The organism is Cupriavidus sp. DB3 (assembly GCF_020418465.1).
Taxonomy (GTDB): Bacteria; Pseudomonadota; Gammaproteobacteria; order Burkholderiales; family Burkholderiaceae; genus Cupriavidus; species Cupriavidus cauae.
Genome location: NZ_JAIZPL010000008.1, coordinates 156,692 through 170,501, shown reverse-complemented (window position 1 = coordinate 170,501; position 13,810 = coordinate 156,692). Strand labels below are relative to the sequence as shown.

Annotated in this window: 12 protein-coding genes; 7 read left to right on the top strand and 5 right to left on the bottom strand. The window is 67.4% G+C overall.

Annotation, left to right across the window (positions count from 1 at the left end):
* Positions 1–62: 62 nt before the first annotated feature.
* Both K7G19_RS23065 and K7G19_RS23060 read right to left on the bottom strand, forming a co-directional pair.
* Positions 63–1,046, bottom strand: a complete 984-nt coding sequence (locus K7G19_RS23065; RefSeq protein WP_226109363.1) for a LysR substrate-binding domain-containing protein — start codon at positions 1,044–1,046, stop codon at positions 63–65.
* Between the two features lie 115 nt (positions 1,047–1,161).
* Complete coding sequence (locus tag K7G19_RS23060) at positions 1,162–3,015, bottom strand: CocE/NonD family hydrolase (RefSeq protein WP_226109361.1); 1,854 nt, start codon at positions 3,013–3,015, stop codon at positions 1,162–1,164.
* A 529-nt stretch (positions 3,016–3,544) separates the two neighbouring features.
* Here K7G19_RS23060 and K7G19_RS23055 point away from each other — a divergent pair.
* Positions 3,545–4,516, top strand: a complete 972-nt coding sequence (locus tag K7G19_RS23055) for a tripartite tricarboxylate transporter substrate binding protein (protein WP_226109359.1) — start codon at positions 3,545–3,547, stop codon at positions 4,514–4,516.
* 211 nt (positions 4,517–4,727) lie between these two features.
* On the opposite strand, the gene K7G19_RS23050 is transcribed toward K7G19_RS23055, so the two are convergent.
* The gene (locus K7G19_RS23050; protein ID WP_226109357.1) at positions 4,728–5,216 is read right to left on the bottom strand and encodes a YtxH domain-containing protein; all 489 of its coding nucleotides are present in this window, start codon (positions 5,214–5,216) and stop codon (positions 4,728–4,730) included.
* Positions 5,217–5,623: 407 nt separating this feature from the next.
* On the bottom strand, positions 5,624–6,283 hold the full coding sequence (locus K7G19_RS23045) for a uracil-DNA glycosylase family protein (protein WP_226109356.1): 660 nt from the start codon (positions 6,281–6,283) through the stop codon (positions 5,624–5,626).
* A gap of 495 nt (positions 6,284–6,778) precedes the next feature.
* Between K7G19_RS23045 and K7G19_RS23040 the strand changes: the two genes are divergently transcribed.
* Both K7G19_RS23040 and K7G19_RS23035 read left to right on the top strand, forming a co-directional pair.
* On the top strand, positions 6,779–7,642 hold the full coding sequence (locus K7G19_RS23040) for a ParB-like protein (RefSeq protein WP_149319486.1): 864 nt from the start codon (positions 6,779–6,781) through the stop codon (positions 7,640–7,642).
* Complete coding sequence (locus K7G19_RS23035; RefSeq protein ID WP_226109355.1) at positions 7,642–9,099, top strand: MFS transporter; 1,458 nt, start codon at positions 7,642–7,644, stop codon at positions 9,097–9,099. Before K7G19_RS23040 ends, K7G19_RS23035 begins: the two co-directional genes overlap by 1 nt.
* An 85-nt stretch (positions 9,100–9,184) precedes the next feature.
* Here K7G19_RS23035 and K7G19_RS23030 read toward each other — a convergent pair whose 3' ends face one another.
* A complete protein-coding gene (locus tag K7G19_RS23030) occupies positions 9,185–10,111 on the bottom strand; it encodes a LysR substrate-binding domain-containing protein (RefSeq protein WP_226109354.1) in 927 nt (308 codons plus the stop codon).
* A gap of 192 nt (positions 10,112–10,303) precedes the next feature.
* On the opposite strand from K7G19_RS23030, the gene K7G19_RS23025 reads away from it, so the two are divergent.
* The 4 genes from K7G19_RS23025 (at position 10,304) to K7G19_RS23010 (ending at position 13,737) form a co-directional block, all read left to right on the top strand.
* Entirely contained in the window at positions 10,304–11,278 is a 975-nt protein-coding gene (locus tag K7G19_RS23025; RefSeq protein WP_150084599.1) for a tripartite tricarboxylate transporter substrate binding protein, read from the top strand.
* A 79-nt stretch (positions 11,279–11,357) separates the two neighbouring features.
* A complete protein-coding gene (leuC, locus tag K7G19_RS23020) occupies positions 11,358–12,776 on the top strand; it encodes a 3-isopropylmalate dehydratase large subunit (protein WP_226109353.1) in 1,419 nt (472 codons plus the stop codon).
* A complete protein-coding gene (gene leuD, locus K7G19_RS23015; protein ID WP_149319490.1) occupies positions 12,769–13,419 on the top strand; it encodes a 3-isopropylmalate dehydratase small subunit in 651 nt (216 codons plus the stop codon). Before leuC ends, leuD begins: the two co-directional genes overlap by 8 nt.
* Positions 13,420–13,542: 123 nt before the next feature.
* Complete coding sequence (locus K7G19_RS23010; RefSeq protein WP_149319491.1) at positions 13,543–13,737, top strand: DUF1059 domain-containing protein; 195 nt, start codon at positions 13,543–13,545, stop codon at positions 13,735–13,737.
* Positions 13,738–13,810 lie beyond the last annotated feature (73 nt).

Sequence of the window (13,810 nt, the reverse complement as noted above, 5' to 3'; positions counted from 1 at the left end):
ATCGGCCGCGTGGGCCTCGTCAGCCCCGGCGCAGCTGCGCCGATCAGCCGCATGGGCTTCGCCTAGCCCGGCGAAGCTCCACCGATCAGCCTGACCCCCTTCCACTGCCCGCTCGCGACCATCTCCGACACGATGGTCTGCAGCGCGGCCTCGACGCTGCGGCACGCCAGGCTCAGGCTTGCCGACGACGACAGGCACAGGCTGACGCGCCGCTCCAGCGTCGCGTCGGCGATCGACATCGCCGCGAGCGCTTCATCTTCGTCGCCGGCCAGCGCCGACCACGGCAGGATGGTCCATCCCAGTCCCTCGCGCACCACGGACAGCAGCACCGATACCGCGCTGGTCTCCGCGACCAGGCGGCATTGCAGGCCGGCACTGACCAGCGCGCGGTCGCACAGCACGCGGACCGAATTGGGGAAGCTGGGCAGCAGCAGCGGCAGCGCCGCGGCCTGCGCCAGCGTGATGGTGTGGGGATGTCCCGGATGTCCCGGACGTCCTGGAATCGGCCGGCCGACCAGCATCAGCTGTTCGTCGAGCAGCGGGGTCGATTGCATGTTGGGGCGCTGTTGCACGTCCATTGCCACGGCGAGATCGAGCTTCTGCAGCGCCAACGATTCGGCCAGATCGGCGCTGGAGCCTTCGACGATCTCCAGCGTGATATCGGGGAAGTGCTCGGTCACATGCCGCAGCAGCGGCAGGGCCAGCACGCGGGAGGTGCTGGTCGGCAATCCCACGCTGACGTGGCCGCACGGCACGTCGCGGCCGTGCTGTACCGCGGCCTTGGCCTCTTCCATCTGCCGCAGCACCATCTTGGCGTGGCGGTAGAGGATAAGGCCGGTGTCGGTGGGTCTGGTGCCCGAGGGGCCGCGCACCAGCAATCTGGCGTCGAGTTCGGCTTCGAGGTTGGCGACGTGCTGGCTCAGCGAGGGCTGGGCGATATGGAGCGCATCGGCCGCGGCGGTGATGCTCTCCAGTTCGACGATGCGCGCGAAATAGCGCAGCTGCTTCAGGTCCATATTCGGCGAGGCGGTGGCATGGTGGCCCACGCCAATCGGTCGCGAATGCGGCCGGATCGGCGGCGGGGCACGCCGGCAATGTAGCATCCGCCGGCGCCCCGCTGCGCGTTCCGCAGCGGGGCCCGCCACAGGACCAGCCGCGGGACTAGCGGCGAATCGGCAGATCGAGATACGAAGCCAGCTCGCCGCCGAGCCGGATCGACAGCCGCGGCGGACGGCCGTGCGGCACCTGCGGGAAGTGCCCACGGTCCGCGCCGGCGATCGACAGACGCAGCCGGCTTCCGGCGGCCAACGTCCACGCGACGGGCAGCATCGCAAAGTGCAGGCGCTCGGTCCGCCCCGGCACCAGACGCGCCGCGTCGGCCTTCGCGAACGTGCGGTAGGGCCACGTGGTGCGGTATTCCGGCGGGCACGGCGCGGTCTTGCGATGCAGCGCGCGCAGCATGCCTTCGGTGATGTAGCGCACCCGCCCGGACGCCTCGACCTCGGACAGGAAGACATGCAGCGCGGCGTCGGGCTGCGAGCTGGCGAGGCCAATGTTCAGCACGACATGGCCGGCGATCGACAGCGGCGCCGTCAGCACCGCGCCATCGAAGGACAGCAGGTCCTGCTGCCGTTCACTCCAGTCCGGGTAGTAGTCCTCGATATTGGCCGCGCCGAGCCGCTCATAGCGGGTTTGGCGGCCGGTGGACCAGTTGAAGTCGGCCATCGTGTCGCGGTCCGATTCCGCCGCGGGACATGCCGGCGACAGGCTTTCCGCATCCTCAGACAGATACAGCCGCTGCGTGTCCTGCACCGGCGGCCACGTCGCGGCCGCATGCCATTGCTCGTCGTGCACGCTGTAGTAGTGGACGCGGGTCTCCCGCTCGAGCCCGGTCGGCAATTGCATCAGATGATGATCGAAGAAGCGCAGCACCTCGGCCAGCAGCGGGAAGTCGGAGGCGGCGTGGTTGCGCCACGGCGAAATATTGGTGCGCGCGCCGTGGTCCCAGGGGCCTAGCAGCAGCCGGCTGTCGTGATTGGGCAGTGAAAGGAAGCGGGTGATCGCGCCATTCGCATAGCCGCCGCCGTCGTACCAGCCCGAGATCGAATACACCGCGACGTCCTCCGCAATGCCGTCGAGATAGCGATAGGGGCTGCAGCTGCCCGAATCGAGCGCCGGGTCGTGCTGCGTGGCGCCATCGCGGAAGGCGAACTCCGGCGCCAGATCGGCCAGCGCGAAGTTGTTGCGATGCTGCTCGATGGCCGCTTGTACCAGGCTGCCGTCGGTGTCCGCGTCGACCCGCTCCGGTCCATCGAAGCGCGGATCGTTGAAGTAGGGATAGCGGGCCAGCAGCGCGCGATCGTCCTGATCGAGCGCGACCATCAGTTCGTCATAGGCCTGCACCCAGACCTTGGACAGCAGGCCGCCCGGGTACAGCTGCTCGCTGTAGATGTCGGAGACCGCGAACAACGGGGCGATCGCCTTGACCGCGGGATGGCCCGTGCTGGCCAGGAAACAGGCGGCCGCGCCCAGATAGGAGATGCCGGTCGAGCCGATGCGGCCATTGGACCAGGGCTGCGCCACGATCCAGTCCGCGATCTCGAAATAGTCGTCACGCTCGGTCGGCGAACGCAGCGCGTCACGCGTGCCGAAGCTGGCGCCGGTGCCCCGTACGTCGACCACCACCACGGCATAGCCCTTCGGTACGAAGGCGTCGCGGTATTTCGCGGTATTGGGGCTCGGTTCCGCACCGGGCTCGCGCAGCCGGAAACGGCGGAAATAGGGCGTGAAGATGACGATGGTCGGATAGCGCGCCGGCGCATCGTTGTCGCGGACCTGCCCTTCGGCCTCCAGCGGCTGCGGCACGAAGACATCGACCGCGAGCCGGCATCCGTCGCGCATCGTCACATAACAGGACAGCGGCGCATCGGGAATAGAAAAGCGCGAGGGGCGCGTTTCGAGATAGGCGCTGGCCGGCGTTTTCCAGGCATTGCCGCGGAGATCGATATCGGACATGAATCTTGCGTTGAGGTCGGTTGGCTTGCGGCAATGGTAAGCAGCGCCCCCCGAGCCCCGGAAAGACGAAATGCCGATATGGATATAGGGCTGGCCTATGGCATGCTGCGCCGCGGCGCGCAAGATCGGCCGCGAGCGCATCGAGATGCGCCAAAGCGGGGCCGAATGCCGATGCAAAACGCGGGGCATGCACCGCGGCGATTCCCGATGCCCCCGGGAGGGGCAGCCCGGAATCCGCCATAGGTTCGACCTATGGCGACATCGAGATTCCGTATTGGTTGGCACTCGCGCGAATTCTTACCATCGCTCTACAAGCCGGATCGATGGCGGCGCATTGCGCCGATGGAGGTCGCGTGGCGCGCCGGTGCGAATGCAGCCAGCGAAACGCAGCCAGCGAAACGCAGCCAGCGAACTGAGCCAACGAGTCGCAGCCAGCGAAACGCAGCCAGCGAACTGAGCCAACGAGTCGCAGCCAGCGAAACGCAGCCGTCGAGACCATTTCAATTCGCATGATTGGGGAGAACTGCAGATGTACCGTTCCTTGATGGGCACCGCGATGGCGGCCCTGATGACGCTGTCCGGCGCCGCGATGGCCCAGGATGCCTATCCCAACCGTCCTGTCCGGCTGATCGTGCCGCAGTCGGCGGGCTCGGGCGGCGACGTGGTCGCGCGGATGCTGGGCGACAAGCTGAGCCAGGAGCTGGGTCGGTCCGTGGTGGTCGACAATCGCGCCGGCGCCAACGGCATCATCGGCACGTCCTTCGTGGCCAAGCAGCCCGCCGACGGCTACACGCTGCTGCTGACCGGTGTGTCGCAGGTCAGCTTCAACCAGCATCTGTACAAGTCGCTGCCCTACGATCCGCAGAAGGACTTCACCTTCATTGCTCCCGTGGTCGATACGCCGTTCGTGCTGGTGACCAGCAAGGCCAGCGGCATCACGTCGATGGCCCAGTTCATCGAGAAGGCGAAGGCCAAGCCCGGCGGACTGACTTTCGGCAGCGCCGGCGTCGGCAATTCCACTCATCTGGCGATGGAGATGCTGGCCGACAAGGCCGGCATCAAGCTGACACACGCCGCCTACAAGGGCTCGGGTCCGGCGCTGACCGGCGTGATCGCCGGCGAAGTCGATGCGATGGTCAGCGTGGTGGGTTCGGCGCTGCCGCAGATCACGGGCGGCAACGTGGTGCCGGTGGCGATCGTCGGGCAGAAGCGCGCCAAGGAGTTGCCCAATGTGCCGACGGTCAAGGAAGCGGGTCTGGACGTGCCCGTGATGCCTGGCTGGTACGCCTTGCTCGGGCCGGCCAATATGGATGCCAAGGTGGTGGCTCGGCTGAATGCGTCCGTGCAGGCCTTCCTGTCGGATCCGCAGGTCAAGAGCAAGCTGGCGTCGCTCTATCTGGAGCCGCTGGCAGGGTCGGCCGAGGCGATCAAGCAGCGCGCCGTGACCGACGCCAAGGTCTGGGGCGAGTTCATCAAGCGGCGCGGGATTCAGAACTCGTGACGGTCGGACAGCTCAAGGGCGGCCATGCAAGGGCCATTCGAGAGGCTATTCGAGGGGCTATTCAAGGGGTTATTTGAGCCCGCAGCCCGGCGGCGTCGAATAAGGTCGCTGTCGCCCCCCGCACGCGGGAGCCCGGTGACCCGACTTCGCACACCGCCGAACTCCCGCACGGCCGGGGAAGACCAGCCTCTCGGGCGGCAGCGCGATACCGCTAACTCTGCAACTCCGGCACGTTGCCGGCTTCCTCGTGCACGGTCAGGCGATCGTCGACATCCTGTACGCCCGCGATGGCCCGCACGGCTGCGATCAGTGCCTCGTGTTCGGCCGACAGGATGTGTCCGCTCAGCCAGACTCGCCCGCCCACCACGGCCACGTCGATCGCGCCGGGATGGCCCACGAGACGGCCCATTTCCGCGCGGACGCGCTCGGCGATGGTGTTGTCATCGGCCGAGTGCTTGCCCAGGCCGGTCGCGCTGCGCACCTTCGCCGCGATGCCCTGCATCCGGTCGGTTATCCGTTTTGCCTGCTTCTCCGCGAGATCCTGCATGTCGTGGCGGCTTGCCTCGGCCTTGTCGCGCAACTCCGCGCGGCGCCGGCGGCCCGACTGCGGATCGAACAGGTACATGATCGCCGCGCCAACCGCCGCCGCGACCGCAAATGGCAGCAGGCCCGGCTTGCTGCCGTGCGTTTCGCGCTGCATGCCTTCCCGCCGCTCCTCGTGCATTCCGTCGTTCATTTGCGCCTCCTTGAGAACAATGGCTACACCCCCCGCCCGGCGGCGGGGAAGCGATTAAAGCGGGGAGCATCAGGTGTGCCAGTTCGACGGTGCGGAAGGAGAGCCGGCGTGGTGGGCGAAAGCGGCGTGCGAGCTCGCAGATAAAGCGATCCGGCGCCCCGGCGGGGAGGTGAAATTTACCGATGGGGAAATCAGTGTTGCAGAGACGCCTGCAGAGGGGCCTGCAGAAGGGCGTGCAGAGCGGGCCTGCAGAGCGGGCCTGCAGAGGGGGGCCTGCAGAGGGGGCCTGCAGAAGGGCTGGTAGAAGGGCTGGCAAGAGGGCCGGCAGAAGCGCTGACAAAAGCGCTGGCAGAAGGATTTGCAGGGAGGCTTTAGGGACGCGGCTTCGCCGCGATTCGACGTGGTGCCGCCTTTTCCGCCTCATTGACCCCGTCGTTCTCCAATACTTCGGCCACGCGCGTCTTCAACATCGGCACCACCTCTTCACCGAACCACGCGTTCCGCTGGAACCACGCCACATTGCGCGGCGAGGGATGCGGCAGCGGAACATATCGCGGCCCATATTCCGCCCACGCCATCACGGTCTCGGTCAGCGACGGCTTGTTCGCGGCGCCGAGAAAATACCGCTGCGCATGGAGGCCGACGAGCAGCGTCAGCTCGATGTGCTTCAGCCCGGCCAGAATCCGGTCCATCCACATCGGCGCGCACTCCGGCCGCGGCGGCTTGTCGCCACTGGCAGCGCGGCCGGGATAGCAGAGGCCCATCGGCACGATGGCGAATCGGGTCGGGTCGTAGAACGTCTCGGCATCGACGCCCAGCCACTCGCGCAGCCGCTTGCCGCTGGCGTCGTTCCAGGGGATGCCAGTCTGGTGGACCTTCGTCCCCGGCGCCTGGCCGACGATCAGGATGCGGGATTGCGGCGAGGCCTGCAGTACAGGGCGGGCGCCGAGCGGCAAATCCGGTTCGCAGGCCCTGCAGGCCCGGACTTGGGCCAGCAGCGCGCCGAGTTCTATTGTTCGGTGAATCTTCATACGTCCGGTATTACGAGTGGCGCGATGGCTTTACAGAGGAACTCTGCTAGCGCCGTACTTTTTGTGACGGGGAGAAAATCCGCGATAGTGCCCTTTCGCGACACTACGTCGGCCCTTAGTGTCGCAAATTCCCCGATTCCCGACACTACCCGAATGTTTAATGTCGCGATTCGAGCGTTTCCCGACACTACGACATGCTTGATGTCGCGATTCACGCGTTTCGCGACACTACGCGGTGACGAGTAGCCCGGCGTTGACGGGGGCCGTCGTGGGCCCAGGGCGGTGCGAGCAGCACCTGAACCTTTTACAATCTGCGTTGCAAAGTGATGTACGGCTCACAACGTGCCAACCGCGTACCGGCAGTATCGCGGTTTGAGAGCGCCCACCGGAGGACCGGGGCCCGACGGCATGCTTCTTGCCCCGCCCCGGTCATCAGCGAACCACCAAAAGGCCCGCATGAAGCCACGGCAAGACGGTCGCAAGGGAGGCAAGGCAATGAAACGCATCGGCGAGACCGCCCGGTTGCGCGACACTCTGGAATCGGCCGACGACAGGACGGCGGCCAGCGGGGCCGTGCCGGTGCCGCCGGCCGAAGCGCTGACCGGCGAGGTTTGGCGCAAGGGTGCGCGTGTCACGCTGCCCGTCAGGCAATTGCGGCCCACGCAAATGACCGTTGGCCTGTATCACGTCCAGAGCAAGATGGACGTCACCCTGCGCCATCAGGGCCGCAAGCAGATCGAGCTGATGGAGCGGCATCGCATCCATGTCGTGATCGGGCCCGGCCCGGCCTTCTACGTCATCGACCACCATCACTGGGCGCGCGCCTGGTATGAGCTCGGCATCGAAAGCGTGCCGGTGGTGATCAAGCACAACTGGAGCGCGCTGCCGCCCGATCGCTTCTGGCTGGAGATGGAGGCCCGGCATCTGGTCCATCCCTACGATCAATACGGCGAGCGGCAGGGGCTCGCCGCCCTGCCGCATTCGCTGGCCGAGATGCGCGACGATCCGTACCGCAGCCTGGAGGCCTTCGCCCAATTGGCCGGCGGCTACGACAAGGTCAAGCAGGCCTATCCCGATTTCCGCTGGGCCGATTTCTTCCGTCGCCATATCGACGGGCGCCTCGACACGGTGCCCGGTTTCGCGCTGGCGCTCGCGCATGCCGTCAAGCTGGCGCGCAGCAGCAAGGCGCGCGGCTTGCCGGGTCATCTCGATGACCGGGAGGATGGCAAGACTCGCGGCAAGGCTGGCGGCAAGGCTGGCGGCAAGGCGAAGCTCGGTTCCATCGGCAAGGACAAGGGCACCAAGTCCAGTAAGTCCGGCGGCTCCGGCAAGTCCGGCAAGTCCGACGGAAAGGCGTGATGACGGCGCGCGCGCAGGCGAGCACGATCGCGCCGGCGGCGGCCTTGCCCGAGCGCCTCGATGGGCTGCCCTGGTCGCGCTGGCACTGGCGCGTGGTGATCGCGCTCGGCGTGGCATGGGTGCTCGACGGTCTGGAGGTCACGCTGGTCGGTTCGCTCGGCGGCGTGCTGCAGCGGCCCGATACGCTGGGGCTGTCGGCCGCGCAATTCGGCTGGTCGGGTTCGATCTATATCGCCGGCGCGGTGCTCGGCGCGCTGATCTTCGGCCGCCTGACCGATCGCCTTGGCCGCAAGCGGCTGTTCCTGCTGACGCTGGCGGTTTATATGGGCGCGACGCTGGCGACCGCCTTCTCGCCGAACTTCGCGGTCTTTGCGCTATGCCGCTTCGTCACCGGCCTGGGTATCGGCGGCGAATACGCGGCGATCAATTCGGCGATCGACGAACTGGTGCCGGCACGCGTGCGCGGCCGCGTGAGCCTCGCGATCAATGGCAGCTTCTGGCTGGGCGCGGCACTCGGTGCGGGCCTGAGCCTGGTGCTGCTGGACCCGCGCGTGCTCGGTCCCGAACTGGGCTGGCGCGCGGGCTTCGCGCTGGGCGCGATCCTGGCCGTGGCGATCCTGCTGGTGCGGCGCGACGTGCCGGAGAGCCCGCGCTGGCTGCTGACGCATGGCCGCCCGGAAGAGGCGCTGCGGATCGTCGAGCGGATCGAGGCCGAGGTCTACGGGCATTCGGCGCATACCGCCCGCGACGACACCGTGCTGCGAAAAATGCCGCGCACCGCGGGACAGGCGACGCCGTGGCGCGAGGTCGCCGACGTGATGCTGCATCGCTATCGGAGACGCACCGTGGTCGCGCTGGCGCTGATGATCTCGCAGGCCTTCTTCTACAACGCGATCTTCTTCACCTACGCGCTGGTGCTGACGCGCTTCTACGCCGTGCCCGATGCCCGCGTGGCGCTCTATCTGTTTCCCTTCGCGCTCGGCAACGTGCTTGGCCCATTGATCCTTGGCCCGCTGTTCGACCAGGTCGGCCGGCGCAGGATGATCGGCCTGACCTATTGCCTGTCCGGCGTGGGGCTGGCGCTGACCGGCTGGGCCTTCGTGCAGGGCTGGGTCGAGGCGCGCGGCTTGGCGCTGTGCTGGTCGGCGGTATTCTTCCTCGCGTCGGCCGCGGCAAGCTCCGCGTATCTGACGGTCAGCGAGGTCTTCCCGCTGGAAATCCGCGCACTGGCCATCTCGATCTTCTTTGCGATCGGCACCGGCGCCGGTGGATTCGTGGCGCCGGCGCTGTTCGGCATGCTGGTCGAAACGGGCAGCCGGGAAGCGGTGGCGATCGGTTATGCGATCGGCGCGGCGCTGGTGATCGTCGCCGGGCTGCTGGCGTGGCGATACGCGATCGACGCCGAACGCAAGCCGCTGGAGGCGGTGGCGGCGCCGCTGCGGCCGTATCGCGACTGAGCACGACTGAGCACCACTGAGCACGACTGAGCACCACTGAGCACGACTGAGTGCGACTAAACGCGCCGGCACGCCGCCGTCACCCTCACCAGCCGTTGTGCGCCGCGCCGCTATCCACGCGCCGGTGCGCGGCAAAGCGTTGCAGCAGGAAATCGACCAGCGCGCGCGTCTTCGCCGACAGATGGCTGCGCGTCGGGAACACGATGTAGATATCGGCGTTCGGCAGGCTCCATTCCTTCAGCACCGGCTGCAGCTCTCCGCTGCGCAATAGCGGCGCCACATCCCATTCCGAACGCACCAGGATGCCATGCCCTTCGCGCGCCCAGCCCAGCGCCGATTCCCCGTCGTTGGTGCTCAGTGGGCCGCGCACCTTGACGGTCTCCTGCCGCGTGCCGCTGCGCAAATGCCAGGTGCCGAACGTCTCGTCGCTCTCGCGAATGAAGATGCACTGATGCCGCGTCAGGTCCTGCGGCGTGGCCGGCATGCCGGCGGCCTTCAGATACGCAGGGGTGGCGCACAGCAGGCGGCGATTGTTGGCCAGCAGCCGCGCAGTCAGCCGCGCGTCCGGCAACTCCCCGAAGCGGACCGACGCATCGAAGCCCTGTTCGACCAGATTGACCGGGCGGTCGCTCAGATGCAGCTGCACCTCGACGCGCGGATGCAGCCGCGCGAAGGCGGACAGTGCCGGCGCGATATACCGGCGGCCAAAGCCCAGCGTCGCACTGATCCGCAACAGACCGTGCGGCGTCGCGCCGCTGCCCGCCACGGTGCGCTCCAGCGCCTCCAGTTCGGCGAGCACGCGCGCGCCTTCGACCAGATAGGTCTCGCCCTCGGGCGTCAGGCTGAGCCGCCGCGTGGTCCGTTGCAGCAGGCGCACGCCGAGGCGCCGCTCGAGCGCGGCCAGGCGCTTGCTGACCGCGGGGGGCGTGACGCCGAGTTGCTGCGCGGCGGCGGCCAGGCTGCCGTGCTTGTTGACGGTGGCGAAGAAGGCGAGATCGGAGAAGCCGTCCATGAAGGGTGGATCTGGTGGAGGGGGAGCCGAGCGACCGACGGGAGTGGTGATTCGTGAATCGCAGTTAATCAAGCATGATCCGGCCGGAAATTATGCTGGTTTTCATCAATGATACGATGCCTTCCACAACAAGACCAATAACGAAACCAATAACGAAACCAACAACGAACCCCCGAGTGGACGGAGACAACGATGAAACTGCAACTCCTTTGCGCCGGCCTGACGCTGGCTTTCGGTAGCACGGTCGTCGCCGCGGGCGCGTATGCGCAGGGCTATCCCGAGCGGCCGATCAAGCTGGTGGTGCCCTACGCGCCGGGCGGCAGCGCCGATATCGCGGCGCGGCTCGTCGCCGACGAATGGGCCAAGGCGCTCGGCGGCACCATCGTGATCGAGAACAAGGGCGGCGCCGGCGGCAATATCGGCGTCGATGCGGTCGCCAAGGCGGCCGGCGATGGCTACACGATCGGCCTGCAGACGGTGTCGCTGGCGATCAATCCGTCGCTGTTCGCGAAGATGCCGTACGACACGCAGAAGGACCTGGCGCCGATCGGCATGGTGGCGAGCTCCCAGCATGTGCTGGTGGTCAACAACCAGCTGCCGGCCAAGGACCTGAAGGGGCTGCTGTCGATGCTGAAGGCCCAGCCCGGCAAGTACACCTATGGATCGGCGGGCCCGGGCAGCACCTTCCACATGGCGGCCGAGCTGTTCAAGAGCGTGGCCAATGTGCCGATCGAACATATCCCGTATCGCGGTGGCGGTCCGGCGCTGATGGACACCATCGCCGGCCAGGTCAACATGAGCTTCCCGGTGCTGTCCGCCGCGCAGCAGCAGGTGCAGGCCGGCAAGCTGCGCGCGATCGGCGTGACCGGACCCAAGCGCTCGCCGCTGATGCCCGATGTGCCCACCATCGCCGAGGCGGGCCTGCCGGGCTATGCCTTCGAGACGTGGTTCATGGTGTTCGCCCCGGCCGGCACGCCGCAGCCGGTGATTGCCAAGCTGAACGCCGCGCTCAATACCGCGTTGAACGCGCCGGCACTGAAGGCCCGCATGGTGCGCGAGGGCTTCGATCCGATGCCGTCCACGCCGGAGCAGGCCCGCGCCCGCCTCGCCAAGGAAATGCCGCTGTGGGCCAGGCTGATCAAGGAGCGCGGCATCTCGGCGGAGTAAGCCATAAGCCAGGCACATTGCCCGCGACAGGCGCCGCGGAACATCGCGGCATGACATATCGCCTCATTCGGAACCCTGCATGATTCCCCGCACGCTATATCGCAAGCTGGTCGATTCGCATACGGTCGCCAGACTGGACGACGACAACGTCCTGCTGTTCTGCGATCTGCATCTGATGAACGAGTACACCAGCCCGCAGGCCTTCGCCGGCCTGCACGAGCAGGGCCGGCCGGTGCTGATGCCGGGGCAGAACGTCGCCGTGGTCAGCCATATCATCCCGACGCATCCCGGCGCGATCCGCGTGATTGCCGACCCTGCGTCGGCCCTGCAGGCGAGCAACCTGAAGGCCAACTGCGACCGGCACGGGATTGCGCTGTTCGATACCAACGACCGGCTGCAGGGCATCGAGCATGTGGTCGCGCCCGAGCACGGCATGATCCGGCCCGGCATGGTGGTGATCTGCGGCGACAGCCATACCACCACCTATGGCGCGCTGGGTGCGCTCGGCTTCGGCATCGGCACCTCGGAGGTCGAGCATGTGCTGGCGACGCAGACGCTGGTCTACCGGCTCGCAAAGGACATGCGGATTCGCGTCGACGGCACGCTGCCGGCCGGCACCACGGCCAAGGACCTGGTACTGATGATCATCGGCCGGATCGGCGCGCAGGGCGCACGCGGCTATGTGGTCGAGTTCTGCGGCAGCGCGATCGAATCGCTCAGCGTCGAGGCCCGCTTCACGCTGTGCAATATGGCGGTCGAGGCCGGCGCGCGCGGCGCGCTGATCGCGCCCGACGCCACCGCCATCGAGTACGTGCTGCAACGCGCGCCGGATATCGATGAGGAACTGCAGCCGCAGGCGCTTGCCGCCTGGCGCGCACTGCGCAGCGATGCCGACGCGGCCTTCGACGTCGAACACCGTTTTGATGCCAGCGACGTGGCGCCCCATGTCACCTGGGGCACCAGCCCGGATCAGGTCGTGCCGGTGGGCGGACGGATCCCCGATCCGCTGGAACAACCGGAGGGCCCCGCACGCCGCAGCACCGAACAGGCGCTGTCCTATACGCGCCTGGAGCCCCGCGCGCCGATCGCCGGCACGCCGATCCAGCATGTGTTCATCGGCTCCTGCACCAACGCCCGCATCGAGGACTTGCGTGCGGTGGCCCAGGTGGTGCGCGGCCGGCGCGTGGCGGACGGGGTACGCGCGATGGTGGTGCCCGGCTCGGGCGCGGTCAAGGCGCAGGCCGAGGCCGAGGGCATCGCCGCGCTGCTGATCGACGCCGGCTTCGAATGGCGGCAGCCGGGCTGCTCGATGTGCCTGGCGATGAACGACGACGTGCTGGAGGCCGGCGTGCGCTGCGCCTCGACCACCAACCGCAATTTCGAAGGCCGGCAGGGCAGGGGGGCGATCACCCATCTGATGAGCCCTGCGATGGCGGCCGCCGCCGCCGTGACTGGCCGCATCACCGATGTACGCGCACTGGAGCGCCACCATGACTGAACCGCTTCGTATCGACGGCAAGGCCGCGGCGATCCGCATCGAGAACCTGGACACCGACCAGATCATGCCGAAGCAGTTCCTGCGCGGCATCGACAAATCGGGGCTGGCGCAAGGGCTGCTGTACGACCTGCGCTTCGACGCGAAGGGCGAGCCGCGCGCCGACTTCGTGCTCAATCGCCCGCAATACGCCGGCACGTCGATCCTGATCGGCGGCTCCAACTTCGGTTGCGGCTCGAGCCGCGAGCATGCGGTCTGGGGTTTGCAGCAGTACGGCATCCGCGCGGTGATCGCGCCGAGCTTCGGCGAGATCTTCTATTCGAACGCGATGAACAACAGGCTGCTGCTGGTGATGCTGCCGCCGGAGCAGGTCGCCGCGCTGATGGAGATCGTCGAGGCCAGCGACGGTGGTCCGGTCGGCATCGACATCGAAGCGATGCGGGTGCACGCCGAGGGCTTCGATGCCGGCTTTACGCTGTCGGCGCGCCATCGCGAGATGTTCCTGCAGGGGCTGGACATCATCGGCCTGTCGCTGGCGTATCGGCAGCAAATCGAGGCCTTCGCCGAGCGGCGCTGGGCCGCCGAGCCTTGGACGCGCGACATCGCCGCGGTGACGCGCCGACGGCTCGGCGGTAGCGCCGGGTAAGCATCGATTGCCTGCCGCCTGCCTATACTCAATGCAGCCCGCCGGCCTTGACCGGTGTCGCGCCGGCGGCGCCTGGGCGGACCTCGATCCGCCATTTCATGCAGGCAGCGTCAGGAGGCAGCAATGGGACGCAAATATATCGATTGCCGGGAAATTCCCAGCGACACCAAGTGCACGGTGGCGATCAGCGCCGACAGCGAGGAAGAACTGCTGGAGGCCGCGGTGCAGCATGCGGTGGAGGTCCATCATCATGACGATTCGCCGCAGCTGCGCGAGCAGCTGAAGGCAGCCTTCAAGGAAGGCGCGCCGCCGGCATGATGGGCGCCGGCAGCGCCGATGGCGATCACGATGACCCGCCGGCTTCGAGCCGGCGGTTTCGTTTCTGCCGGCG